Raw genomic sequence first — 24,732 nt, 5'->3', positions numbered from 1 at the left:
TATTAAAAGTTTAAGCCCAGTGCCATGCCCATTAAAATAGCGTCTTCAAATCCGTTTTTAGCAGGATTGTCGCTTGGGTAATAATTTTTACGCACTGACATTTCTATAAAGCCTGCATTTTCGTACAGTTTTATTGCGGGGGTATTTGATTCGCGTACTTCTAAAAATAAATTTTCAGCATTTTGCTGCTCACCATAATCAATAAACTGGCTCAGTAGCTGTTTTGCAATGCCTTTTCCTTGCTCGCTGGGTGCAACGCAAATATCCATCAAGGTAAAGTCGGGCCCGGCCTTTTCGCCAATATAAAAACCTACCATGGTATCGCCGTTAAACGCTGCTAAATTAAAATAGCGCCCACCAATACATGAACTCATGGTATTTAACGTCCACGGATGACTGTGGCATGCGGTTTCTATAGCCATTAATTGCGGTATAGCGGTTGCGTCTACTGATTTAAAGTTTATCAAGATGGTTACTCATTAAGGCCCACAAAGCGCGCTTATCGGCAGTTTTGAGCTTGGGGGTAGTTAAGCCTAATTGATCGTCGTGTAATTGCAGTGCTGCGCTTTGTACCACGCTATTAATAGCAATAGGTACTGCAGCACGTTTAATATCGGCAAGTAACTGACTGCTGAGCGTAATTGGCTCAAATTCTTTATTTATTACTGCAACATCAGTTGGCTGATTATTTAATGACTGATTATCAGATGAACTACTATCTGTTGGCTCACTCGACCTTAAACTGCTATTTTTTACACTTTGATTATATAGACTGTAGTGCTGATTTAATTCGAGGTTTTCTATACCAAAAACAGCTGCGTAACGTGAATGCATAACGACTCGATGAAATTAGTAAGTAAGGTAATATAAGAAGTAATAAATTCGATGTAAAGAAGAAATGGCAGGGGCGGAGAGATTCGAACTCCCAACCGTCGGTTTTGGAGACCGCTGTTCTACCAATTGGAACTACGCCCCTGCAATGACGACGAATTATAGAGAAGTTTCGCAAAAGGTAAAGAGAAAAATCACTCTTTTGGTTTAACTGCTTTTTAAATAAACAAAACGGTGGATTAGCATGCTAATCCACCGTTTTTTAATCACTTAACGTTAGTTAATTAAAACTAAAATTAAAATTAATTATTCCCACTCGATAGTTGCAGGTGGTTTGCCCGAAATATCATAAACAACACGCGAAATACCATCAATTTCATTAATGATACGGTTTGAAACCACACCTAAAAATTCATACGGTAAATGTGACCAGCGCGCGGTCATAAAGTCGATTGTTTCCACGCAGCGCAGTGATACAACCCAATCGTATTTACGTGCATCGCCCATAACCCCTACCGATTTTACCGGTAAAAATACAGTAAACGCTTGGCTTACTTTATGATAAAGCTCTGCTTTGTGAAGCTCTTCGATGAAAATAGCATCGGCACGACGTAGTAAATCACAGTATTCTTTTTTAATTTCGCCAAGTACACGCACACCTAAACCTGGTCCAGGGAAAGGATGACGGTAAAGCATGTCGTACGGTAAACCTAGCTCTAAACCAATCTTACGTACTTCATCTTTAAATAACTCGCGTAGCGGCTCAACTAGGCCCATTTTCATGTCAGCTGGTAATCCGCCCACATTGTGGTGCGATTTAATTACGTGTGCTTTACCGGTGGCAGATGCCGCAGATTCAATCACGTCTGGGTAAATTGTACCTTGCGCTAACCATTTTGCATTTTTAAGCTTTTTAGCTTGCTCATCAAATACATTAATAAACGTATGGCCAATGGCTTTACGCTTATCTTCTGGGTCTGACTTACCAGCAAGGTCATTTAAAAACTGCTCTTCGGCTTCAACTTTAACAATGTTTAGGCCAAATTTATTGCCAAACATGTCCATAACTTGCTGGCCTTCGTTTAAACGAAGTAAGCCGTTATCAACAAATACACAAGTTAGCCTTTCGCCAATTGCACGGTGAATAAGCATAGCCACAACCGATGAATCAACACCACCCGAAAGGCCTAAAATAACTTCGTCATCGCCAACTGTTTCTTTAATGCGCTCAATGGCATTATCGATAATTTTTGCTGCAGTCCACAATTTTTCACAACCACAAATATCAATAGCAAAACGCTCTAATAAACGCTGCCCTTGATGTGTGTGAGTTACTTCTGGGTGAAACTGTACGCCGTAAAAACGCTTTTCTTCGTTCGACATTGCCGCATGCGGACACGTAGATGTTTTAGCTGTGGTTTTAAAGCTTTGTGGAATATCCATTACTTTATCGCCATGGCTCATCCATACATCTAGTACGCCATTGCCGCCGTCGGTAATATGATCTTCTATCGCATCAAACAACGCACAATTACCCACTTTTTCTACTTGGGCGTAACCAAACTCTTTTTTGTCAGAGCTGTGTACACTGCCACCAAGCTGAGCCGCCATAGTTTGCATGCCGTAGCAAATACCAAGCACTGGTACGCCAGCATTAAATACATATTCAGGAGCGCGTGGGCTGTTTTCAAGTGTTGTCGACTCTGGGCCACCAGAGAGAATAATACCTTGTGGGTTGAACTCGCGAATTTGCTCTTCGGTCACATCCCATGCCCACAGTTCACAGTAAACACCAATTTCGCGCACACGACGGGCAATTAATTGAGTGTATTGTGAACCAAAGTCTAAAATGAGAATTCGTGAATCGTGAATGTCTTTGCTCATGGAGTATCTCGTAAAGTCAGATGCTAAATAATGCTACTAGTCTAGTGAGTAGCTATTTAAAAAGGGCTAGTAAAACTAGCCCATAAATTGATGTAATTACGGCTGATTAGCCTAAACGGTAGTTAGGTGCTTCTTTAGTGATTTGCACGTCATGTACATGCGACTCACCCATGCCTGCTGAAGTAACACGTACAAACTGTGGTTTGGTGTTTAGCTCTTCAATAGTGGCACAACCGGTTAAGCCCATTGCGCTGCGCAGGCCGCCCACTTGCTGATGGATAATCGTTGCAATAGGACCTTTGTACGCTACGCGACCTTCAATACCTTCTGGTACTAACTTGTCGGCTTCGTTTGATTTTTGGAAGTAACGATCTGATGAACCTTCTTTTTGATCCATCGCGCCTAACGAGCCCATACCACGGTATGATTTGTAGTAACGGCCTTGGTAAAGCTCTACTTCGCCAGGTGCTTCTTCAGTACCAGCAAGTAAAGAACCCACCATTACACACGATGCACCAGCAACAAGTGCTTTTACAATATCGCCAGAAAAGCGAATACCGCCATCTGCAATTACCGGAATGTCGCGGCCTTTTAAGCCATCAACAGCATCTGAAATAGCCGTAATTTGTGGCACACCACAACCTGTAACAATACGCGTAGTACAAATAGAACCTGGGCCTATTCCTACTTTAACCGCATCGGCTCCAGCGTCTGCAAGCGCAACCGCGCCTTCTGCTGTTGCTACGTTACCAGCAATAATTTGTAAATCTGGGTATTCTTTGCGGGTTTTTGCAACGCGGTCAATAACACCTTGAGAATGGCCGTGCGAAGTATCGATAAGTAATACGTCAATACCCGCTTCTACTAATGCAGCAATACGCTCATCAGTACCTGCGCCAACACTTACAGCAGCACCTACACGTAAACGACCTTGATCGTCTTTACAGGCATCTGGTTTTTCTTGTGCTTTTTGGTAATCTTTTACGGTGATCATGCCTTTTAGCTTAAACGCATCATCAACCACAAGAATTTTTTCAATGCGGTGTTCGTGCATTAAGCCTAAAATTTCTTCGCGCGCAGCACCTTCGTTCACAGTAACTAGCTTGTCTTTTTTAGTCATAACAGTAGAAACAGGCTGTTCAAGCTTAGTTTCAAAGCGCATATCACGCCCTGTTACAATACCAACAAGGTTATTATCGCTATCGGTTACCGGAAAGCCCGAAAAACCTTTTTCTTGCGACAGTTCAAGTGCATCTGCAATGGTTAAATCGGCAGTTACTGTAATAGGATAAGTAACAATACCCGCTTCATAGGTTTTAACTTTACGAACGTTTTTCGCTTGTTCTGCAATAGTCATGTTTTTATGGATAAAACCAAGACCACCTTCTTGCGCAAGGGCAATAGCTAAACGAGCTTCGGTAACAGTATCCATAGATGCTGAAACAAGCGGCAAGTTAAGTTTGATTCCACGCGTTAAGCGAGTTGAAATATTTGCCGTATGTGGCAAAACAGTAGAATGACCAGGTACTAAAAGTACGTCATCAAAGGTAAGAGCTTCTTTAGCGATTCTAAGCATTTTGGCAACTTCTCACATGGTGGATCTAAGATAAGGAATTGCGGCCAAATTTTAACAGCGTTGCAGGCACTAGTAAATCATATTTTATAAATATTTATGATAAACTTGCACTATAAATAGTTTTTGGTAGTTTTTTATGTTTTCGAAGCCTTTGCAAACGGTATACACCGTGTCACGCCTTAATAGAGAAATACGCGCCCTACTCGAGCAAGGCTTTGCCTCGCTGGTATTAACTGGCGAAATTTCGAACTTTATTACTCCGGCATCTGGGCATTGGTATTTTTCGTTAAAAGACGATAAAGCACAAATAAAAGCAGCCATGTGGCGCGGCAATAATCGTAACCAAAGCTACCGACCCATTAACGGTGCACAGGTAACGGTAAAAGCGCGCGTTTCACTTTATGAACCACGTGGCGACTATCAACTTATTGTTGAGCATATGGAACCTGCTGGCGAAGGGCAACTTAAGCAAGAATTTGACGCCCTAAAAATGCGCTTAGCCGCTGAGGGACTATTTAGCTCGGTTTATAAAAAACCTCTACCACAAAATATTAACCGTATAGGGGTAATAACCTCTGCGACTGGCGCGGCCATAAAAGATATTTTAACCGTACTAAAACGCCGCGCACCGCAGCTAGAAGTTATTATTTACCCTGCTATGGTGCAAGGTAAAGACGCGCACCTGCAGTTAATTAAACAAATAGAGCTGGCTAATATTCGCAGTGAAGTAGACGTGCTTATTTTAGGACGTGGTGGCGGCTCTTTAGAAGATTTATGGTGTTTTAACCATGAGCAACTGGCGCGCGCTATATTTAATAGCCAACTGCCTATTGTGAGCGCGGTTGGCCACGAAATCGACACTACTATTAGCGACTATGTAGCCGACGTACGTGCAGCTACGCCTTCTGCGGCGGCAGAGCTGGTAAGTCCTAATACGCAAGAGCTACATAATAAAGTAACTCAGCTAGTTAATCGTCTTGCTAATGCGTTTAAACACGATATGAGCGAAAAACGCGCTCAAGCATTACAACTACAGCACAGGTTAAATTTATGCCATCCGCGTAATCAGTTAAATCAAAAAGCGCAGCGTTTGGACGAGCTAAGCATTGCGCTACAACAAGCTATGCGTAATCGTTTATATCAACAAGAGCGTACCCTTAATAATTTAACGCCTAGATTAATGCGCCAATCACCCGACAAAAAGCTCACTCAAGCAAGTCACCAACTAGCGCAATTACAAGCTCGGCTTAACCAAGCAATACAGCAGCAATTACAGCAAGCTAACAACAGCTTAGCACTGCAGGCAAGTCGCTTAGATTCAGTAAGCCCACTTAATGTATTAGCGCGAGGCTATAGTATTACAAAAACAGAGAAGCAAAAGGTGGTTAAATCGGTAGCGGATGTAAAAGTCGGAGATACTTTAATTACTGAACTGGTTGACGGCACGCTACACTCGCAAGTGCTTAGCTAGCAGCGTTTTACTCTTTAGTGCTCACTATAAAATCTATCCGTTCATCGGTTGAATTTGACGCAGTGAGCTTAAATTGCTGCCACCATGGCATTAACGCTAACTTATCGTTAAGCTCGCGCCACTGCACATGCCCTTGCTGATTATTTTTGTCGGCAATTAGGCTAAATTTACATAGTGTTTGTTTGCACTCTAAACTAGTTAGTTGCGCGGTATTACTTAAATCGCTGGTAATTAAAAAATCGGTTAGCGCGGTTTCTACTTCGTAGCTCCACTGGCTATTTTCATCCTCAGCTATAAACTTCTCTTCTAACTGCTTAGCAAAATCAAGCTGATCTAATTGTGCTAATTTTAACGCTTGTTCAACACGCTTAAGTTGTTTGGTTTTAAGTTCAAGCTCACTGGTAAGTGTAGCAATTTTATGCGTATATGGCGCAATACTCTCAGCCTGTAAGTTACCATCGGCAGAGTTAACATGCTCGTCAGTACTATTGAGTGACTCGTTGCTAGCGTGTTTTATAACAATGCTTTTATAAGAGAACGGCTGGCTTTGTTGCGCTTGAATAGGCATAGAATGTAAAAACAAAAAGTAACCACTGGTTAATCCTACGCCTAAAATAAAACAGCACAGGCCAAATAAGTTACTTTTGTTTAGCATTTTAAATTGCCCATTACTTTATAGCATAGAGCTAGTATGCGATTCATTTTCAGGCTCAGGTTTAGCTAAAAAGTTTTGGTTCATACTTTTTGCAGGGCATTCGCAATCTGGGCGACCAATAATTTTTGCCGGTACACCTACCGCTGTCGTGTGTGGCGGTACATTACTTAGCACAACAGAGCCTGCGCCAATACGTGCGCCCGCACCCACTTCAATATTGCCCAATATTTTAGCGCCAGCACCAATAAGTACCCCGGCTCTGATTTTAGGATGACGATCACCTTGTTCATTGCCCGTGCCACCTAAAGTAACCGACTGCAATATTGATACGTTATCTTCAATTACCGCCGTTTCACCAATAACAATACCGGTTGCATGGTCAAACATTATTCCTTTACCCACTTTACAAGCAGGATGAATATCAACGCCAAACACCTCTGAGCTACGGCTTTGAATAAAGCGCGCCAACTCTTTACGGTTTTGCGTCCATAAACAATTAGCTAAACGATGCGCCTGAATAGCATGAAAACCTTTTAAATTTAATATTACCGTAAGGTAAGTTTCGGCTGCAGGGTCACGATCTTTTACCGCTTTAATATCGTGAGCAACGTGCGTTAGCATACGCTCACACCTTACAAACGACTGATCAAATAGCTCACGAATAGTAAATGCCGACACCACCGCATCTGCCAATTTATTAGCAACAATAAAACTCAGCGCCGCCCCTAAACATTCATGGTTCAAAATACACGAATAAACATGGCTCGCTAAAAGAGGTTCGCGTTTTACTACTTCATTTGCTTCGCTGCGAAGCTGTTGCCAAATTTCATGTCGCATATTACTGCCTTTGTTGATCAAAAAGAGCCTTTTGATAAGTTTAACGGATTTAGTCACTAAGGTGTTAATCCCTTAGTTATTTTATCTAGTTATTAGATATTCCATCTCTAATGGAATTTATTTTATCTTTTAACTTTTCTGGTTCTTCAAATGAAGGGAAATATCTCATATCCTCCCATTGATACTTTTTAAGGCTTTTATAATTTTCACAACATTGTTCAGCATAAACATTTATCCAAAAAGATTGCTCTTTAGTTAGATATCCTCGTAAGCGATAAAAATACTTTTCTGTAATTTCTTGAGAGTGCCTGCTTTTTTTTGCAAGCTCTATCACTTCCTCAAATAAAAGGGCAAATAATTCACTCTCTTTTTCAAATACACCTTGATACTTCTCGCTCTTAATTATTTTACTTGCTTGCTCCGAATAGAACTCATCAATATTAAATTCTATTTCACTAGGTTCTATGTCACATAATTCATCTGTAATCTTAGTAAAGTAACTTGAATCACTTTCTAGTTTTTTCTCTACACTTTTCTCTAGATCGCTAGCTAATTGAGCAAAAAGGCTATTAAATAATTGCTGCTCTACTTGTGAAACAACCTGTTGATGATGCCTTGCATTTTGACGAAGAACACTCCTATGTGCTCTTTGGTTTTTTCCATTTGTTTGAATCAAAATTATAACTGTAAAAAACGCGAGAACAGGGCTTAACATTCCACCGAAGTATGTCGCCATTACCCCCCATTCGGATTGTGTATCCCAAAAACCAAAACCAAATTTAATAATATATGGCAAACCAATTATTAGAAAAAAAGTTACTATAAAAAGATAGACATTAAGAGGTTTATTTAAAAATTTACACATACTAATTCCTTTTAACCTTATCAAAAAATACATATTACTAAAAAATTATTCAAAATATAAAAATGCCCCAATGTATGGGGCATTTAAATTATCTTAATTTATAACTATTTAAACCTTCATTGAAATACTTTATCGACTTTCATCACTGCAATATTTTTTGCCGGAATAGCTAACTTGTAATCGGCAATCACTTTATCTTCTGCAACAAGCTCGGCTGGTTTATCGGTATTATAAACCATTGGCGATGTTTGCTCAGGCGCTAAACGCTTTTGCATATCAGCGCCGTCACCGGTAATAAACACATAATGGATATTATCGGTTTGCAGATTATCTTTAATAACGCGATTTACATCCTCTACTGTTAGCGTTTTAAGTTTGTTAGTAACGTAACTTACAAAGCTGTCGGTATTGTAAAACTCGCTATCAAGCGCATAACCTAGTTGGCGGTTTTGACTTGCCACCATTTGCGGCACAAAGTTAATTAAAAAGTTACGTGTGGCTTCAAAGTCATCTTCACTCATGCCATTTTTAATTAGCTTATCAAGCTCAAACAAGGCGGTACGAGTGGCAAAATGCGCATCGTTATTAGAGCGAAGCGGACGTAACCACACTTGAAAAATTTGCTCAGAGCGCCCTAGGTTTGCATCAGGCTTGGTTTGAAACATACCGCGCGGAAAGTACTCTATGTACGCGTAATCGCCGTAGTTCATGCCACGGGTTTCACGAATGCGTTCATATAAAAAGCTGTTAGAACTACGATGCTCACCAAAGTAAGAACGTACTAACCACAGTGCAGTCCAATCCTCACTACTTCTTATTGTATCAATTGGAAAACCAAACGATACCGCTGTCGACTGCGCACTCTTTTCAACAATAGTAGCATGATGACCTTTAAGCTCAGGCGCATCTGGAATACTTAAGCGGCTTTGCTCGCCTTTAGGCAGGCCTGCTAAATCAGCTAGCATAGTGGCTTTTAGTTTTTCTGGTACTGCACCAATTAAGCCAAGCGTTAGCTTAGATTGCGTAAGTTCAGTGTTATAAAACGTTTTAACATCATCAAGCGTAAGCGCTTCTAAATCTGAAATATCACCATAGTTGTAGCTTTCATAAGGGTGGCCTTTATAAAGCGCGCTGTATAGCACTTCTTTACCTAGTTCTTCATCGTTAGATGCTTTTAAGCCTGACTTAATGCCGTCGATCATTTCTTTTTTAAGGCGTTTAAAGTCATCGTCCCTAAAACCAGGGTTGAGTAACTGATCGCTCACTAATGCATACCACTTAGCGGCGTTATCTTTATGAATACGCCCTTGAAACGACAGCATCTCTTTATCTATTTGATAACCAAAGCTACCTGCCAACGGATAAAGTGCTTGTTTAATATCTTTATAGCTTGTTGATTGTGAGCCACCTTGCGCCAGCATAGCCGCAGTTAATGCGCCAAGGCCTTTTTTACCTTGCGGATCGGCAGCAGCCCCGGTATTGAATAAAAAGTTAACGTCAATTAATGGCGAGCTGTTAGTTTTATCTAGCACTTTAAATGCAGCAGCCTGAGGTGCTTGCTCCAGTTTTGCAACCAGTGCGTTTAAATCAACCTCTTGCTCAAAGTTTGGCGCTTTATCAAGTGCCGACATAGTCACGGTAGTGCGTGCACTATCAACAAAATACTTGTTGGCAATTGCTTTAATATCTTCAGCTGTTATTTCATCTGAGGTTTTATATAGTTGGTTTATTACCCTAGGGTCACGCTCAAAATGCATGTAGCTTGCAAGGGTTGCAGCAATTGCTTGCGACGAATCTAAACCATTTATAAAGCTGTATTTAAGGTTAGATTTTAAGTCACTGAGTTTTTGGCTATCTACTAACTCAGTACGCGCTTGAGCGTAGGTACGATTGATTGCATCGCGTACTTTGGCTAAATCGTCTGCTTTTTCTACTTTTACAAATACATGCAGTAAACCCGGATCTTTGGTTTCTGGGTTATAGCTAAACATTTGGCTGGCAATTTGTTTATCTACCACTAGCTCTTGGTATAAATCTGAGTTGTTTGAAAAATAAAGCTGCGAGAGTAAATCAAGCGCAGCTCTGTCTTTTTTAGCCGGCTCCCACGCAGTACCTTTATACGACACTAATAACCAATGCCCTGGTAAACCTGGGTTTTGTTGATGACTATATTTTGGCGCTTGCTGTGTTGGCTCTGCTTTAATGTCGGCAACATAGTCACCCTTTTTCCACGCACCCCAGTGCTTTTTAACCATAGCCATAGTGGCTTTTGGGTCTACATCACCCACAATTACAAGCGATACATATTCGGGCTTATAAAATTTGGCAAAAAATTCTTTACCATAAGCCATTTGATCAGGCATGGCTTCTATGTCTTTAAAAAAGCCCATAGTGGTGTGTTTATAAGTGTGTTGCTCAAAGGCCTCTTCGCGCACTGCGCTAAGTAACTTACGCACTGGGCTGGCATTATTTTTTAAGTACTCGCCTTTTACCGTTTGCGCTTCGGTTCTAAATTGCTCTTCGGTGTAGGTTAAATTTTGAAAAATATCAGCTTCAAGCTCAAGTACTTTATCAAGATGCTGCTTTGAAAAGTTTAAATGATAGTTAGTGTAATCGTTGGTGGTGTACGCGCGGTTATCAACACCAGAGTTTTTTAAAATACTTGAATACACAGCCTCAGGAAATTTTTCAGAGCCTTTAAACATCATGTGCTCAAAAAAATGCGCAAAGCCCGTTTTACCTGCTTGCGTTTCATTACGTGATCCTACCGATACAGGAATTTGCAACGAGACTACATCTGGGTAATCGGTTTTAACCACCATAACGCGCAAGCCATTTTCAAGCTCTTCTAGTAGGTAGTCTTGTGAAAAAACGCCCTCGCCCGCAGTGCTTGTTTGTTGTTGTGTTACTGCTTGGCTCGTTTGATTTTGTTCAATAGCGCAACCCGACAGTGCCAGCGATACCGCTAAACTGGTTGCTAAAAATTTAAATTTCATTGTTTTTCCTTTTATAGCAATCAATTTTAATCGCTAAACGTTGAGCTAGTTTAATAAAATTACCATCTGATTATGCCGCAAAGCCGCCAATAATAAGAGCCTAAAGCGTTGTTATTATGTAAACAACTGTATCAAATTTACTAATTTGTAAGGACCTTGTATGAATAAACCTCACTATGATTGAAAAACTTTCATTAAATAAAGCTATCTAGCCGTCTAAATGGCTGCTATATTGATTCCATCGTAACAAACTAAGCTGGAATGAGGATTATGGCTTTATCACTTCAAGAGAAAATAGAAGATAGCAATCAAGGCGTATACCTTATTGGTACAACGCCGCCAAAAATTGGTACCGATAAAGCGCAATTAAAAACCATTGCAGAAAAGCTATTAGGTCGCCTACACGAAATTGAATACGACGGCGTAATAATTTACGACATTCAAGACGAAAGCAGCCGCACTAATCAAGCGCGTCCGTTTCCATTTAGACAAACTGTCGATCCACGTGAATATAGCAACCTATTACGTGGCTTATCGCACCTTGATGTAATTACCTATAAAAGTGTGGCGCAACGCAGTGCGAGCGAGTTTAAAGATTGGCTAAGTGAAACTAAAAACGACTACGATTTAAAAAATATTGTTTTAGTAGGTAGCCCATCATCGATAGGCGATATAAAGCTAAGCTTACCCGATGCGTATAAAACGCTGGCAGAGCAATCTGATGACTTCTTTTTAGGCGGCGTTACTATTGCCGAGCGCCATTCTAATAAACGTAATGAACACGAACGCCTAATAGAAAAAACCGCCCAAGGCTGTAAGTTCTTTATTTCGCAAGCGGTTTACGACGCACAAGCAACAATCGAGTTAATTACTAGCTATGCACGTAGTTGTAAAGCACAAGGGCTTGAGCCTAAGCGCCTTATTTTAACTTTTACTCCGTGCGGCGGCGAAAAAACCTTAGAGTTTATGCAATGGTTGGGTATCTCAGTGCCAGAAGCTACAAAATGGCGCATGCTTGATGCAGAGAATACCTTAAGCGAATCGGTACGCATTTGTCGCGAAAATCTCGACTTAATACTTAAAAGCTGTGCGCACCTAAATGTGCCGCTGGGCTTAAATATAGAAAGCTTAACTAACCGTAAAGAAGAAATTGACGCATCAATTAACTTATACCGCTTATTAAAAGCTATCATGGAATTGAACCTTGCGGAGAAACTGATAGCTTAATTGCGGGGTTCGAGGTTCGAGGTTCGAGGTTCGAGGTTCGAGGTTCGAGCAATCATGATAAATTACACAGAATAAGCAAGTTAGTATTTACACTCTTTGGCAAGCCCTATGGCTTGCCTTTTTATTTTTGTAACGTAGTTACTCAGTAAATTTTTTAATTATATTTTATTTAAATGTTTAGCATTGATTGTTTTTTTCAGCTGTTTTTTAATTAAGGTTTGCTCGCAATATAATGCAACAAGAACTCCAATAAAACTCGAAAAGATCACAATAAGCCAATAGTAAATACTATTAAAAGTGACCACCTCTGAAATAGATAGATACAAATTGAATGGAACCACAAAAATTAAAAATCCTAAGACTTTGATAAACTCTCTAAATAGCTGAGAGTCCATTTTTGCTGAGTTTATATAGTCATTAATAGTTTCGTCTGATACATTAACTGACCCAGAATATTCCTTTTTCAACCAATTAAGATAATCCATATTTACTTCCTTTTTATATTTTACGTTTTAATCATCTGATTTCATTCTCGGTAAAATAATTACACTTTATTAATTCCATGTAAACAATACAATGACTTAACTATTAAGCTGTGTGCTAAAAAGAACTAACTGGTAGAGGTAGTGAGTTAAGAATATGCAGCAAACCACGGCGCTAAATTTAACGCCGTGTTGAGCTCTTTTTTACTGACAGCTGATAGCTAAAAACTGAAAACTGTTATTTACGTCTTCTACTTGGCTCTCTTTGCCCAGTAATGCGTTTTTTATCACGGTCTTTTCGCGATTTATTGGTGTTTTTGCGGTTATCTTTTGGCTTTTTGTTAGGATCTGGCTCGTAGCCTGCTAGCCACTGTGGCGTTAAGCGGGTATCTAGCAGCACTTCTATTTCTTCAAGTAACCATTGCTCGTCAATACTTACTAACGACATTGCAAGCCCTTGCTCACCAGCGCGACCTGTACGGCCAATGCGATGTACATAATCTTCGGCTATGTATGGCAGTTCAAAGTTAATTACAAACCTAAGTGTTGGAATATCTAAACCACGTGCGGCTACATCGGTGGCAACTAATACACGGGTAATGCCTTCTTTAAAGTTTTGTAGTGCGCGGTCGCGTGCGCCTTGTGATTTATCACCATGGATAGACTCGGTTTTTAAACCGTCTTTACACATTTCTTTAGCCAGTTGGTCGGCCATTTGTTTGGTGCGGGTAAAAATAAGCACTTGGCGCCAATTTTTCATGCCAATCATGTGCGATACCAGCTCGCGCTTGCGATCCTCGTCTACCGAGTAAATTACTTGCTCAACCTCAACTGCTGCTGAATTGCGTTTATCAACTTCAACTAATTCTGGGTTTTTAAGTAGCTTTTTACTAAGCGCAAATACGCTGTCGTCAAAAGTCGCCGAAAATAACAAAGTTTGGCGATCGCCTGGAATATGGCGCAATATACGTTTAATTTCGTCAATAAAGCCCATATCAAGCATACGATCGGCTTCATCAAATACCAGTGAGTCAACACTTGAAAGCACTACGCTGCCTTTAACAATATGATCGAGTAAGCGCCCCGGGGTGGCTACTATTACTTGTGCATCTTTTAGGGCTTTTATTTGTGGGCCTATGCTTGCGCCGCCATACGCTAATGCACCTTTAATATTGGTGCCTTGGGCGTATTTTTCAAAGCTGGCAAATACTTGCTGAGCAAGCTCGCGAGTTGGCGTTAAAATTACCACGCGAGCAACACCTAGCTCATCTTTTTTAGGGGTGTTTAAAAGCTTGTGTAGTAGTGGTAGTACAAACGCTGCGGTTTTACCTGTGCCAGTTTGTGCACTGCCCATTACATCACTGCCCGCTAAAATAGGCGGGATGGTTTTAATCTGAATTGCGGTAGGTTGAGTGTAGTTATTTTGCTCAATCGCAGTTAATAATAACGGGTCGAGATTAAGTGATGAGAATGTAGTGGCAGACATAGGCTTAGCTTTAAAGTGACAAAGAGCGCTATTGTACTCACATTCACTCATGCCGTAAATTAGAGTGCTTGAGAAAACTATTTAATCGTATTTATCTGCTTTTATTTGTGCCAATAAAAAAGGCGCTAAATAGCGCCTTTTAAAATTCGTCTCGTTTTTAAGCTGGTTTTAAATTTGCTTTGCGCTCGTTGTAAAAAGCAATTAAATCGTCAACCGTAGCTTGGCAGTACTCACGAATACCCGATACCACCATGTGCTTTTCACCAAAGCCCACTTTTTTGCCGTTTTCTAGCAAATTAAAACGCAAAGTAATTTTGCCGCGTTTACCTGCGTATTCAAAACTAGGCTCTGCAAATTCAAGTGTCGGTGCACTAATTTCAACAGTATCAAGATTTATAATCATCGACTCGTAAATGATCATTGGGCGTGCAGGGTTAATCATTACCTCTTGCTTACCCATGAGCGGAATAATCACGTGCGGAAACGCCGCGCCTGAAAACTCAACATAATTTTTAATTAAGCTATTAGTAAGTGCTGGGCATTTGCTAGTTTTACCTTCGCGTTTTACCTTTAAAATTACTTTATCGCCGTTTGTTACATCAAACTCATCGGCCTCTGCTGGAAAGCTAAGTTTGGTATTTTCGTCAACCATACCCGCAAAAGTAAACTCCATACGTTCACTAATACCGTAACGGTCTAATACTAATGAAAAAAGTAAGTCTCCTGGAGCACAAAATTTCTTCGCATCTTTATCGTGAAGTGGGTTGTAATCATCAGCAATACACTTGGCGAAACGACAGCCTTGCTCACGAGAGATCGAAACATAATCAGCATGTTGCTGATAAAAAGGACTTAACATAGGGTGTTCACTACTTAAACGGCTTATAACCTAGCTATACTAACAGAAAAAATAAAATGAGAGGTCGAATCTGTTAGATTAGTAACTAAATAAAACAGAGTAATAAAAAAATAATGACTTTTTATTTATTAGCATTATCGATTATATGTATTTTTCCGTACTGTAAAGTATCAATAATACGGCAACCACTTTGGTACTACTTAATGGCTTTAAGTGTTATATGTGCGTATTTTGAGGGGTATATAAATTTATATGGACTGCTCAATACTGGGCTTTACGTTGCTTTATATCACTTTGCGCTTCATACAAAGCAAACAATAATACGCGCTATTTTTAGCACTGTTTTTATAGTTTCCTCATTGGCATTAGCGCTTCATTGGGTACCTGGTTTTAACAACCTTCCTATTGCTATAAACGAGCATATTACCAGCGATGCAATTGCTTTTACCCTTTATGCTAATTTTGATAAAGCTATGGTTGGCCTTTTTCTTTGTACTTACTTTTATTCAAATAAAAAGCCTTTAAAAGCAGAATCTAAAAAGACAATTTCACTAAATTTTAAACACCCTATTTTAATAATTATTGCTACTATTTTAGCCGCTCTTACTTTTGCTTTAATGCTTGGGCTGGTAAGTTTTAACCCTAAGATTCCTGACTTCTGGTTGGCCTTTATTGCTATAAACCTTTTATTTACCTGTGTTGCTGAAGAAGCTTTATTTAGAGGCTTATTACAAACCAAACTTAGCCAAATTATTACGCCTACCCGCTTGGCAATACTTGCCCCTGTAATTACTGCAGGTATTTTTGCTTTGGCACATTTTGCAGGGGGAGTTAACTATGTATTGGTTTCATTTATTGCAGGCTTAGGGTATGGCTATATTTTTTATAAAACGCAGCGTTTAGAGTGGGCTATTTTATGCCATTGGTTAGTCAATGTTTGTCATTTCTTTTTATTTACTTATCCTATGCTTAGTAAAACCTAGTGCATATAAAACCATTTACAAACACTAACAATTTACTCAGTAGTAAACATTGCCCACATTCGATTTTGTTAGTAATTTACTACTTCAAACAATAAATTAAAGGACTAATAAATATGCTACGTTTTATGGCAATAATAACCGTACTGGCTACTTTAAGTGGTTGCTCAAACATGACTTTTCATACAGATATAGACAACGACGTTTTATCTCAAGAAATTGGCACTTACGTTAATAAAAGAGATTTACAGCAGTTTTACAGCGACCAAGAAGCACACGAAAGTGGCGCTACACTTTTAGGCCGAATAGCAGGTGAAAGCTGTGATGGCGATGGTATGGGTAACAATAATGTAAGCTATAACCGCTCTAAATCAAATGCTATTGATTTACTTAAAGCTGATGCCATGCGCAGAGGCGCAAATGCTTTTACTATTAATTCTTGTAGCGAAACCTCTGTATCGTACTGCGACCTATCTGTTTTATGCACCGGACAGGCCTACGACTACTGATAATAACTTTATATATTAAGCGCAAAGCTAAGCAATACGCGCTTACCAGACTCGATTTTAGATACGCTGTGCTCGTACTTATCGGGTCTAAATAAATACACTCTATTAAACCAGTTAATAATACATTTTGCGCATTTAAACACCCCACCGCTTTTAGGTTTCACTAATACAAAGTTGAGTTTGTAATAGCGCCCTTGCTGCACCGGATCAATGTGGTTCATAACGCTGTGATTTGTAGGGTAAGTAACTAAATTTATAGAAAATACACGACTACTAAAAATGGCTTTGTTTTTAACAATAGCGATCATAACGCCTCCAATACTCTTTAATAAGTTATTGTATCACTGAGTAGAGCCGCATATGGTTGGCTTTACGATACCAAAGCGCACTGACATATAACTAAACAACCTGAAATATAAAAGCCGAGCTTATTACTAAGCTCGGCTTTTATATTGTTTTAACTAAAATAGTTAGTTAATTATTATCTGCAATTATGCACTTGGGTATTCGCGGTAGGCACGTTCGATATTTTTAGCCTGCTTTTTAGAAATACCTAAATGCGCCAATGCTACGCGTAAACGAGCACGCGATAGATCAGAGCCTAATATTTCCATAGCATCAAGCACAGAGGTAGATGACGTTTTACCCGTAATTGCCACAAAAATCGGCTCTAAAAAGTCTTTAATTTTAAGCTCATGGAACGTTGCTACTTCTTTTGCAATGGCAAAAATAGCTGGCTTATCAAAGCTACGTAGGCCTTCTAACTGCCATACAAAAAATTGCAGTGCTTGGCGAATAACGTTTTCGTCGGCTTTACCCGCTGTTAATAGCGCCGGATCGTAAGTTGGTATACCGCCTACAAAGTGCCCTGCTAATTCAACCATATCAGAAAGCGTATTAATACGCGTTTTAGCTTCTGGTAATATTTTAGCCAACATTTCGCCGTTAAACTTCCAATCAACAAAGCGCTGTACTAGCTCTTCATCTGTTAAATTTTCACGGATCCATGTACCGTTTAACCAGCTTAGTTTATCAATATCAAATACTGGGCCACCAAGCGATACACGCTTCATGTCGAAGTTTTCAATCATTTCGTTAAGAGTGAATTTTTCACGCTCATCTGGCATTGACCAACCCATACGGCCTAAATAGTTAAGCACAGCTTCTGGCAGGTAACCCATTTCTTTATAGTAATTAATAGAGGTTGGGTTTTTACGCTTAGACAGTTTTGACTTATCTGGGTTACGCAGTAGCGGTAAATGCCCAAGTACTGGTGCTTCCCAACCAAAATCTTCGTAAAGTTTTAATAGCTTAGGCGCTGAGTTAATCCATTCTTCGCCACGGAAAATATGGCTAATTTGCATGTGGTGGTCGTCAACTACGTTCGCTAAAAAGTAAGTTGGGAAGCCATCAGCTTTTAATAACACTTGCATGTCGACGTTTTCCCACGGGATCTCAATTTCGTCGCGTAGGTAGTCGTTAAATTTAAAAGTACCTTCGCTAGGGATTTTCATACGTATAACGTAAGGTTTACCCGCTGCTAGGTTTGCTTTAATTTCGTCGTCTGTGTGGTTTAAGCCACGGCCGTCGTATTTAGGGCGCAGACCTTCTGCCATTTGCTCTTCGCGCATTTTATCCAGCTCTTCGCTTGTTGCAAAACAGTAAAATGCTTTGCCGTCGTCAACGAGTTGGTGTGCATATTTTTTGTATAAATCGCTACGCTCAGACTGGCGGTACGGGCCAAACTCACCGCCCACATCTGGGCCATGATCCCACTCGAGCCCTAACCAACGCAAACTATCCATAATTGCTTGCTCTGACTCGGCAGTGCTACGTACTTGGTCGGTATCTTCAATGCGAAGTACAAATTCCCCACCTTGCTGTTTAGCAAAACAGTAATTAAATAAGGCGATATAAGCGGTGCCAAGATGCGGGTCGCCAGTTGGCGACGGGGCAACACGGGTGCGAATTGTCATGGTAATGTCTCTTTTAATAAGTGAGATGGTAAAGTTATTTATGCTGCTACTTTGTTTATATAAGCAATAATATCGTTTGATTCGTATAGCCAAGTTACTTGGCCATTTTGCTCGATGCGCAGACAAGGCACTTTAACTTTTCCGCCTTGTTCTAACAGTTCTTGACGATATTGCTCATTGCTTTTTGCATCACGCGTTTCTATTTTAAGGCCTTCGCGCTTAATAGCACGGCGCACTTTTACACAAAACGGGCATGCTTTAAATTGATAAAGCTTAAATTGTGCGGTTTGCTGATCAAGCTGCTGTTGCACTTCTGGAGCACGTTTTTTACTACGTGGCGTAAATACAAAATTAAAGAATAAAATTATACTTCCTAATAACCAACGAACTAATTTCATTAACTGCACTCTATTTACAACAAATTTAAGGTGCCAGATTTTAACACAAAAATAGCAGCAAAAAAGCTCAAATATACTCTGTCAGTATATTTGAGCTTTGTAAGCTCAGCCTTGGGTCAGGTTAATTATTTAGCTGTTATAAAGTGAGCTTGTTTATTCAGCTATACTGCTTTTTATTATAGTAAAATTAAGTCATCGCGATGCAGTACTTCAGCCCCGCCATCGTAATCAAGTAATTCACCTATTTGCTTAGAGTGCGCGCCTTTAATTTTATTAACTTCGCTGCTGCTAAAGCGGGTTAACCCGCGAGCAATGAGTTGCTTGTCGCTATTTATTACACTTATTAGATCGCCGCGCTCAAATGTTCCCAGCGCATTAGTCACGCCTTTAGCAAGTAAGCTTGCACCTTTAGTTTGCAGCGCGGTTATTGCACCGGCATCTATAACAATTTGTCCGCTACTTTTAGGCCCAGCGAGTAACCACTTTTTACGCCCTTCTTTTGGCGCAGTGAGCTTTAAAAAACGTGTGCCGGGCAGTTGCTCGCTCATACATTTTAAAATGACATTTTTATCCGCACCTTTGGCAATTATAACCTCAACCCCAGCACGCCTTGCAATGTCGGCTGCTTGCAGTTTAGTTGCCATACCGCCGGTGCCTAAATTTGTGCCACTACCACCAGCAAGCTGGCGCAATTCGTCGTTAATGTGGGTCACTTCACCAATTAATGTGGCATCGGCATTAGTGCGCGGATCGCTGGTAAATAACCCTTCTTGATCGGTAAGCAATAACAGCTTATTGGCATTAGCTAAAATAGCCACCAGCGCTGATAAGTTATCGTTATCGCCAACTTTTATTTCACTAGTAGCAACCGCATCATTTTCGTTAATGATGGGCACTACATCGTAGCTTAATAATGCATTTAGCGTATCGCGGGCATTTAAATAGCGCTCTCGGTCGTTAACATCGGCGCGGGTTAACAGCATTTGCCCTACGTTTACACCATACAAAGCAAACAAGCTTTGCCAAATATGAATGAGCTGGCCTTGACCAACCGCTGCTAGCATTTGCTTATCTATTACGCTGCGGCCACAGGGTTTTAGTAATTGCTCTCGTCCGGCCGCCACGGCTCCGCTCGAAACTAAAATAACGTGATGCCCTTGCTTTTTAAGCTCACAACATTGGCGCACTAGCTCAACCATATGCGCTTTATCTAGCTTATCGGTGCCGCCAGTCAGTACGCTTGTACCTAGCTTTACAACGATTACCTGATCCCTTTGCATTTATTTTTACTACTGAATAATTAAAGATGAATTTATTTATACCAGCTGGGTATTTTTCAACAAGTAAAATATATTCATGCTAGGATCTGATTTTATTCAATTGTGTAAATTACCTGCTATGCCTGCCAGTTTATGTTTAATTATTGCCACCTTTTTATGGGGTAGTTCCTTTATTGCACTTAAATATGCCATTGCTATTTACGACCCCGCTTTGGTGATATTTTTACGCATGCTAACCACAGTATTTTTATCGCTGTGCTTATGGCGCTATGTAATACGCTTTGAATACAGAGTTGGTGACTGGAAGTATTTAATTGCTATGTCGCTGGCTGAGCCGTGCTTGTACTTTTTATTTGAAGGCCACGCAATGGAATATACCTCGGCATCGCAGGCGGGGGTAATTGTGTCGTGCTTGCCTATTATTATTGCTGTACTGGCTTTTTTTATGCTTAAAGAATACATCAGTAAATCTATTATTATTGGCTTTACTTTTTGTATTGGTGGCAGCATTTTACTCACTGTGCTTTCACCAAACTCCGAGCAAGCACCTAACCCATTATTAGGTAATTTTTTAGAACTTATGGCCATGGTATGCGCGGCGTTTTATACCGTTTGTATTAAACACTTAGCGAGTCGTTATTCACCGTTAACGCTTATAGCGCTGCAAGGTATTAGTGGCAGTTTGTTTTTTGCACCGTTTTTGCTTTTTATCGACCTACCAAGTGAAAATCAGCACAATATAACCGCTTTATTAAGCATTTTATATTTAGGCTCGTTTGTTACTTTAGGCGGTTATGGTATGTATAACTACGCTATTAGTAAGGTCTCGGTATTAACCGCAGCGGCTTATTCAAATTTAATTCCTATATTTACGCTGATTCTTTCGGCCATCATTTTAAATGAAGTGCTTAACTTGTGGCAGTGGCTGAGTATATTTGTGGTATTTGTTGGCGTAATGATCAGCCAACGTCATCAAGAATTAGTGGTTGATATCCCCAGCGCCGAGTCGGGCGAGGATATTTCCACCGACCTGACAATCTCCGATATCATTTCAGCCGAAACCAATAGCCTAAATTCGGTTCCCGATGCTAACGCGTCAAAAGGGTAGCACGTTAATAAATACAATTGTGCAGTGTGTAAAAATGTGTTTTCTGACTCATGAATGACCTCGCTGCCGGTGACTTTATAATGCTGTAAGGTGCCATTTTGTAATTGCAGGGTAAACTGCTCTCCCACTTTAACGTGCTGTATAAAAGCAAAGTGAGTGTCGTTATGCCCTGCAATGAGTGCCCCAGCTTGTTTACTGCCAAGCTCTGCTGCGGGTAAAAAGTGGCTGGGCGCAAAAGCTAAATTACGCCCGCTAGCACCTGCTAATACAGTGAGCTTTTCATTATGCGCCGGCCAATTTAATTGTGCGGTTACATAACTATCGGCGTAAAACCATGGCTTAACTTTTGCCTCAGGCGTTTTAAGGGCCTGTTGCCAGGCCTGTTCAATTAGTAATTGCGCCAGCCATGCTTTGCCTTGCATGTAAGCGCCATGCCCAAAAAACCCCAAACCAAGTATTAATAGCCCCGCGCTTAGCCACTTTTTCATTTAAAACGCCTTACTAGCACAAACCCACTTAACAATAAAATTCCTAATATTATATGTACTTTGCTTTGCCCGTCGGTTTGCGGCAAACGCATGGCCATACCTTGAGGTATTGCATTAGTGGCATTAGCTGTTTGTTCTGCTATTGGATTGATTTGTGTTTGCTCTATTGCTATAAAAGCCGTAAATGGGCTGAGTAATTGATGAGTAAGCGCCAATTGTTGCACTTCGTCTTTAACTGCATTTTGTGAGTTATAGAGCAGCAACGACTTAATTTTTTGACGAGCCCACAGCTTAGCAATTCCTTTCGCATTTGAGCCTGCTTGTGTGTTTAGGTTAATACTAATAGGCCCTTGTGCAGTTTGCCCGTTTAATATTACATTACTGGCATTATTGAGCTTTATAGCTACCATTATTGGCTCATTAAAATAGAGGTCTGGCAGTGGTGACGGCCAAAAGTCTAAGCTATTGCCCTTTTCATCGCTTAGCGCTAAATTAGTAATTGCAGGGTGTGCGAGCTTATCAAATAACTGCTGCATTTTAGGTTGCACCTCGCTAGTGCTGCCTATAAAAGTAAACGAGCCCTTACCTACATCTGCCGCACGGCGCATAAAAAAGCTATTGGGGGCACTGCCAATACCAACTGTAAATAAGCGGCTATCGCCTAATTTGGCTTGAATACTTTTAAACAGTGCATCTTCGTTGCTTACGCTACCATCGGTTAAAAATATTACTTGGCGTACAAAACCATCAAACTGCGACCCATCTAACACGGAATCAAGTGCGCCTTGTATTTCTGTGCCGCCGTCGGCTTGTAATCCATATATAAAACGCTCTGCACGGCGTAAATTAAAGCCACTTGCAACTAAAGGTTTATCGCTCATTGGGGTTACTACATTATCAAACCCTACAATATTAAAACTGTCGTTACTGTCTAACAGCGATAGCGCATAAAACAGTGCGTTTTTAGCTTGCTCCATAGACTGCCCATGCATAGAGCCCGAAGTATCGACTACAAATACCGTTTCGCGGGCTAATCGCTGCGTTGCTATAAAGTTATCTGCAGGCGGCATTAGCATAGCGAGCCCGTAGCGTTCACCATTTTCAAACTGCTCGGTAAAAAATGCAGCTTGAGCTTGCTCTTTTTGCAGTGGTTTAAACTCCAGTACAAAGTCGCGGTTTAGCGCATTTTGCTCATTTAACTCTATTGTGTATTGCCCAAATGCAGTGTTTTGAATATTTACATTATGAAATTTAGAATTTATATCTACCAGCTCTAAACCTACGTCTATATCTAAGTTTAAATTAAACTGGCTGCTTAGCTGTTCGTCATTTTTTTGCGTGCTATAAACTGGGCTTAGCCAACCATGTGGTAGCGAGTTAGTTGGTTTTTGGCTTTCTTTATTTATGTCAATTTCACCTTGGGTTACATGATAACGCGGTGTGATTGTGCCCGGAAAGCGCACTGTAAAAGTGCCGCTGCTGTAATCAATTATTTCTTGATATTCCAGCTCAATAACAACCTGCTCCCCAGGGGCTATATTAGCTACGTTTGTAATAAACATATTTGCGCGTTGCTGGCGTACTAGTGCTGCTTGCTTGCCTGCCTGTTTGGCTTCTGCATATTTTTTTTCGGCCGCCACTTTTTTATCAATTTGGCCCTTAATTACTCGCTCGCCAATACGCATGGTCATAGCATGTACTGCGCTTTCATCGGGCAGCGGAAACACATAACGCGCATTAACAGCAAACGGGTTTTGGTTTTGATAAGTTTGCTTAACTACAACATGATTAATAAGTCCGGTTAATGTCATATTTGCATCACTTTTTAATATTATTGCAGGGCCTGCTTGCGCGCCGCTGCTATCAAAAAGTTCTAACTTGGGAGATTGTGCGTGGCTTTTAAAGCTCGTTAACATCACCAGTATACCCAGTGTAAAAAGGCTTACCCATTTAAGGGTAAGCACTTTGCTTGGTTTACTCAAAAAATACATAAAATCACTCCATCGAAGGCTTAAATTTAATTACTTGCTGTTTGGCTATTTACAGAGTTTATTAAACGAGTAGTAAGGGTTACCCGCCGATCAAACGTGTTGTCTTCTACTGTGTTAGTTTTAGCGAGTGTTTGCTGCTCACCAAATGCTTGCGTGCTTAAGCGCGTGTGGCTTACGCCCTGTTTTATTAAATAGCTTTGCACCGCATTTACACGTGCCTTTGAAAGTAAAAGATTGGCTTGTTCATCACCGCGTTGATCGGCAAACCCACTTAAATCGAGCGCTAACTGTGGCTGGTTTTTTAAAAGCGTGACGAGTTGATCTAACTGCAATGCAAAATGTGGCGCAATAACACGTGAGCCAGTTTTAAACTGTACTGTCATGGCAAGTAAATTATTAATTTGCGATTGTGTTAACTGCTCATTTTGATTAGCAAGCACTTCGATTTGTTGCTCTAACTGGCTGTTATGGCTAAGTAGGTGTTGGTAGTCGTTGGTTTTTTCTGTCATTACAGTTATTGCACGCTGTTGCTCGGCAATTTTGTTATCAGCAACTTTTGCATCGCCTATTAAACCACCAGCAAATGCTCCCACAAAAGCACCAATTGGGCCGCCTACTACACCACCTATAATAGCGCCCGCTCCTAAGCCTATTGCGGTTTCGGTGTGCGCTTCTTTTGTAGCCGTATTATTAGAGGTTGATGCCAATGCGGGGCCGCAAAAAACGCCCGCTAGGGTTAGCGCTATTAATGTCTTCTTCATGATTGATCCTTAAACTTACTTTTTAATTTGTGATGTTTTGTTTTGATGGGTGTATTAAAACAAGCTCAAGTG

The 24,732-nt window shown here is 40.5% G+C and carries 22 protein-coding genes, 1 tRNA gene and 1 pseudogene; 5 read left to right on the top strand and 19 right to left on the bottom strand.

Translation table 11 applies throughout. The features are described from left to right. Window positions 1–2: 2 nt before the first annotated feature. The 5 genes from rimI to guaB form a co-directional block, all read right to left on the bottom strand. Window positions 3–467 (bottom strand): ribosomal protein S18-alanine N-acetyltransferase, encoded by a 465-nt coding sequence (gene rimI, locus PTRA_RS03335; protein ID WP_058372679.1) that lies wholly within the window; start codon window positions 465–467, stop codon window positions 3–5. Next, on the bottom strand, window positions 454–834 hold the full coding sequence (locus PTRA_RS03330) for a hypothetical protein (protein WP_058372678.1): 381 nt from the start codon (window positions 832–834) through the stop codon (window positions 454–456). Before PTRA_RS03330 ends, rimI begins: the two co-directional genes overlap by 14 nt. Window positions 835–899: 65 nt before the next feature. Then, window positions 900–976 (bottom strand) — tRNA-Trp (locus tag PTRA_RS03325). A 161-nt stretch (window positions 977–1,137) separates the two neighbouring features. Then, entirely contained in the window at window positions 1,138–2,715 is a 1,578-nt protein-coding gene (gene guaA, locus PTRA_RS03320; RefSeq protein WP_058372677.1) for a glutamine-hydrolyzing GMP synthase, read from the bottom strand. A gap of 106 nt (window positions 2,716–2,821) precedes the next feature. Then, window positions 2,822–4,291 (bottom strand): IMP dehydrogenase, encoded by a 1,470-nt coding sequence (guaB, locus tag PTRA_RS03315; protein WP_011327346.1) that lies wholly within the window; start codon window positions 4,289–4,291, stop codon window positions 2,822–2,824. 136 nt (window positions 4,292–4,427) lie between these two features. On the opposite strand from guaB, the gene xseA reads away from it, so the two are divergent. Continuing rightward, complete coding sequence (xseA, locus tag PTRA_RS03310; protein WP_058372676.1) at window positions 4,428–5,762, top strand: exodeoxyribonuclease VII large subunit; 1,335 nt, start codon at window positions 4,428–4,430, stop codon at window positions 5,760–5,762. A 7-nt stretch (window positions 5,763–5,769) separates the two neighbouring features. On the opposite strand, the gene PTRA_RS03305 is transcribed toward xseA, so the two are convergent. The 4 genes from PTRA_RS03305 to PTRA_RS03290 form a co-directional block, all read right to left on the bottom strand. Further along, on the bottom strand, window positions 5,770–6,417 hold the full coding sequence (locus PTRA_RS03305) for a hypothetical protein (protein ID WP_058372675.1): 648 nt from the start codon (window positions 6,415–6,417) through the stop codon (window positions 5,770–5,772). 18 nt (window positions 6,418–6,435) lie between these two features. Further along, window positions 6,436–7,254 (bottom strand): serine O-acetyltransferase, encoded by an 819-nt coding sequence (gene cysE / locus PTRA_RS03300; protein WP_011327343.1) that lies wholly within the window; start codon window positions 7,252–7,254, stop codon window positions 6,436–6,438. Window positions 7,255–7,339: 85 nt separating this feature from the next. Then, window positions 7,340–8,119 carry a hypothetical protein gene (locus PTRA_RS03295; protein WP_058372674.1) on the bottom strand — a complete coding sequence of 260 codons (780 nt, stop codon included), beginning with the start codon at window positions 8,117–8,119 and terminating at the stop codon, window positions 7,340–7,342. Between the two features lie 116 nt (window positions 8,120–8,235). Continuing rightward, entirely contained in the window at window positions 8,236–11,115 is a 2,880-nt protein-coding gene (locus PTRA_RS03290) for a M16 family metallopeptidase (protein ID WP_058372673.1), read from the bottom strand. Window positions 11,116–11,385: 270 nt separating this feature from the next. Here PTRA_RS03290 and PTRA_RS03285 point away from each other — a divergent pair, with 270 nt between their 5' ends. Next, window positions 11,386–12,342, top strand: coding sequence for a methylenetetrahydrofolate reductase (locus PTRA_RS03285; protein ID WP_058372672.1), 957 nt, complete (start codon window positions 11,386–11,388; stop codon window positions 12,340–12,342). 158 nt (window positions 12,343–12,500) lie between these two features. On the opposite strand, the gene PTRA_RS03280 is transcribed toward PTRA_RS03285, so the two are convergent. The 3 genes from PTRA_RS03280 to PTRA_RS03270 form a co-directional block, all read right to left on the bottom strand. Further along, entirely contained in the window at window positions 12,501–12,827 is a 327-nt protein-coding gene (locus PTRA_RS03280; RefSeq protein WP_058372671.1) for a hypothetical protein, read from the bottom strand. Between the two features lie 235 nt (window positions 12,828–13,062). Then, window positions 13,063–14,310, bottom strand: a complete 1,248-nt coding sequence (locus PTRA_RS03275) for a DEAD/DEAH box helicase (protein WP_058372670.1) — start codon at window positions 14,308–14,310, stop codon at window positions 13,063–13,065. Window positions 14,311–14,467: 157 nt separating this feature from the next. After that, complete coding sequence (locus PTRA_RS03270; protein WP_011327338.1) at window positions 14,468–15,169, bottom strand: DUF3581 domain-containing protein; 702 nt, start codon at window positions 15,167–15,169, stop codon at window positions 14,468–14,470. Window positions 15,170–15,282: 113 nt separating this feature from the next. On the opposite strand from PTRA_RS03270, the gene PTRA_RS03265 reads away from it, so the two are divergent. Together PTRA_RS03265 and PTRA_RS03260 are read left to right on the top strand one after the other, a co-directional pair. Further along, a complete protein-coding gene (locus PTRA_RS03265; RefSeq protein WP_058372669.1) occupies window positions 15,283–16,152 on the top strand; it encodes a CPBP family intramembrane glutamic endopeptidase in 870 nt (289 codons plus the stop codon). Between the two features lie 113 nt (window positions 16,153–16,265). After that, window positions 16,266–16,658, top strand: coding sequence for a hypothetical protein (locus PTRA_RS03260; RefSeq protein ID WP_058372668.1), 393 nt, complete (start codon window positions 16,266–16,268; stop codon window positions 16,656–16,658). An 8-nt stretch (window positions 16,659–16,666) separates the two neighbouring features. On the opposite strand, the gene PTRA_RS03255 is transcribed toward PTRA_RS03260, so the two are convergent. The 4 genes from PTRA_RS03255 to proB form a co-directional block, all read right to left on the bottom strand. Then, window positions 16,667–16,966, bottom strand: coding sequence for a hypothetical protein (locus tag PTRA_RS03255; RefSeq protein WP_058372667.1), 300 nt, complete (start codon window positions 16,964–16,966; stop codon window positions 16,667–16,669). 183 nt (window positions 16,967–17,149) lie between these two features. Further along, a complete protein-coding gene (gene gltX, locus PTRA_RS03250; RefSeq protein WP_058372666.1) occupies window positions 17,150–18,634 on the bottom strand; it encodes a glutamate--tRNA ligase in 1,485 nt (494 codons plus the stop codon). Between the two features lie 38 nt (window positions 18,635–18,672). After that, window positions 18,673–19,032 carry a glutaredoxin family protein gene (locus tag PTRA_RS03245; protein WP_011327332.1) on the bottom strand — a complete coding sequence of 120 codons (360 nt, stop codon included), beginning with the start codon at window positions 19,030–19,032 and terminating at the stop codon, window positions 18,673–18,675. Window positions 19,033–19,208: 176 nt separating this feature from the next. Further along, window positions 19,209–20,312, bottom strand: coding sequence for a glutamate 5-kinase (gene proB, locus PTRA_RS03240; RefSeq protein ID WP_058372665.1), 1,104 nt, complete (start codon window positions 20,310–20,312; stop codon window positions 19,209–19,211). Window positions 20,313–20,430: 118 nt separating this feature from the next. Here proB and PTRA_RS03235 point away from each other — a divergent pair, with 118 nt between their 5' ends. Further along, window positions 20,431–21,420 (top strand): DMT family transporter, encoded by a 990-nt coding sequence (locus PTRA_RS03235; RefSeq protein ID WP_058372664.1) that lies wholly within the window; start codon window positions 20,431–20,433, stop codon window positions 21,418–21,420. On the opposite strand, the pseudogene PTRA_RS19210 reads toward PTRA_RS03235, so the two are convergent. The 3 genes and pseudogenes from PTRA_RS19210 to pdsO form a co-directional block, all read right to left on the bottom strand. Next, a pseudogene (locus PTRA_RS19210) lies at window positions 21,420–21,842 on the bottom strand (class GN sortase); the annotation flags it as partial. The gene PTRA_RS03235 and the pseudogene PTRA_RS19210 overlap by 1 nt on opposite strands. A gap of 62 nt (window positions 21,843–21,904) precedes the next feature. Further along, window positions 21,905–23,899: a marine proteobacterial sortase target protein gene (locus tag PTRA_RS03230; RefSeq protein WP_058372663.1), complete on the bottom strand. Its 1,995-nt coding sequence runs from the start codon at window positions 23,897–23,899 to the stop codon at window positions 21,905–21,907. A gap of 26 nt (window positions 23,900–23,925) precedes the next feature. After that, on the bottom strand, window positions 23,926–24,660 hold the full coding sequence (pdsO, locus tag PTRA_RS03225; RefSeq protein WP_058372662.1) for a sortase-associated OmpA-like protein PdsO: 735 nt from the start codon (window positions 24,658–24,660) through the stop codon (window positions 23,926–23,928). Between the last annotated feature and the right edge of the window lie 72 nt (window positions 24,661–24,732).

The organism is Pseudoalteromonas translucida KMM 520 (assembly GCF_001465295.1).
Lineage (GTDB): Bacteria > Pseudomonadota > Gammaproteobacteria > Enterobacterales > Alteromonadaceae > Pseudoalteromonas > Pseudoalteromonas translucida.
The sequence above is the reverse complement of the archived record's forward strand: the minus strand, read 5'-3'. Positions and strand labels throughout refer to the sequence as shown.

Excerpts from the sequence above, each read along its gene's own strand:
- PTRA_RS03330 (WP_058372678.1), bottom strand. The coding sequence starts at position 834 with ATGCATTCACGTTACGCAGCTGTTTTTGGTATAGAAAACCTCGAATTA.
- guaA (WP_058372677.1), bottom strand. The coding sequence starts at position 2,715 with ATGAGCAAAGACATTCACGATTCACGAATTCTCATTTTAGACTTTGGT.
- guaB (WP_011327346.1), bottom strand. The coding sequence starts at position 4,291 with ATGCTTAGAATCGCTAAAGAAGCTCTTACCTTTGATGACGTACTTTTA.
- xseA (WP_058372676.1), top strand. The coding sequence starts at position 4,428 with ATGTTTTCGAAGCCTTTGCAAACGGTATACACCGTGTCACGCCTTAAT.
- PTRA_RS03305 (WP_058372675.1), bottom strand. The coding sequence starts at position 6,417 with ATGCTAAACAAAAGTAACTTATTTGGCCTGTGCTGTTTTATTTTAGGC.
- cysE (WP_011327343.1), bottom strand. The coding sequence starts at position 7,254 with ATGCGACATGAAATTTGGCAACAGCTTCGCAGCGAAGCAAATGAAGTA.
- PTRA_RS03295 (WP_058372674.1), bottom strand. The coding sequence starts at position 8,119 with ATGTGTAAATTTTTAAATAAACCTCTTAATGTCTATCTTTTTATAGTA.
- PTRA_RS03290 (WP_058372673.1), bottom strand. The coding sequence starts at position 11,115 with ATGAAATTTAAATTTTTAGCAACCAGTTTAGCGGTATCGCTGGCACTG.
- PTRA_RS03285 (WP_058372672.1), top strand. The coding sequence starts at position 11,386 with ATGGCTTTATCACTTCAAGAGAAAATAGAAGATAGCAATCAAGGCGTA.
- PTRA_RS03280 (WP_058372671.1), bottom strand. The coding sequence starts at position 12,827 with ATGGATTATCTTAATTGGTTGAAAAAGGAATATTCTGGGTCAGTTAAT.
- PTRA_RS03275 (WP_058372670.1), bottom strand. The coding sequence starts at position 14,310 with ATGTCTGCCACTACATTCTCATCACTTAATCTCGACCCGTTATTATTA.
- PTRA_RS03270 (WP_011327338.1), bottom strand. The coding sequence starts at position 15,169 with ATGTTAAGTCCTTTTTATCAGCAACATGCTGATTATGTTTCGATCTCT.
- PTRA_RS03265 (WP_058372669.1), top strand. The coding sequence starts at position 15,283 with ATGACTTTTTATTTATTAGCATTATCGATTATATGTATTTTTCCGTAC.
- PTRA_RS03260 (WP_058372668.1), top strand. The coding sequence starts at position 16,266 with ATGCTACGTTTTATGGCAATAATAACCGTACTGGCTACTTTAAGTGGT.
- PTRA_RS03255 (WP_058372667.1), bottom strand. The coding sequence starts at position 16,966 with ATGATCGCTATTGTTAAAAACAAAGCCATTTTTAGTAGTCGTGTATTT.
- gltX (WP_058372666.1), bottom strand. The coding sequence starts at position 18,634 with ATGACAATTCGCACCCGTGTTGCCCCGTCGCCAACTGGCGACCCGCAT.
- PTRA_RS03245 (WP_011327332.1), bottom strand. The coding sequence starts at position 19,032 with ATGAAATTAGTTCGTTGGTTATTAGGAAGTATAATTTTATTCTTTAAT.
- proB (WP_058372665.1), bottom strand. The coding sequence starts at position 20,312 with ATGCAAAGGGATCAGGTAATCGTTGTAAAGCTAGGTACAAGCGTACTG.
- PTRA_RS03235 (WP_058372664.1), top strand. The coding sequence starts at position 20,431 with ATGCCTGCCAGTTTATGTTTAATTATTGCCACCTTTTTATGGGGTAGT.
- PTRA_RS03230 (WP_058372663.1), bottom strand. The coding sequence starts at position 23,899 with ATGTATTTTTTGAGTAAACCAAGCAAAGTGCTTACCCTTAAATGGGTA.
- pdsO (WP_058372662.1), bottom strand. The coding sequence starts at position 24,660 with ATGAAGAAGACATTAATAGCGCTAACCCTAGCGGGCGTTTTTTGCGGC.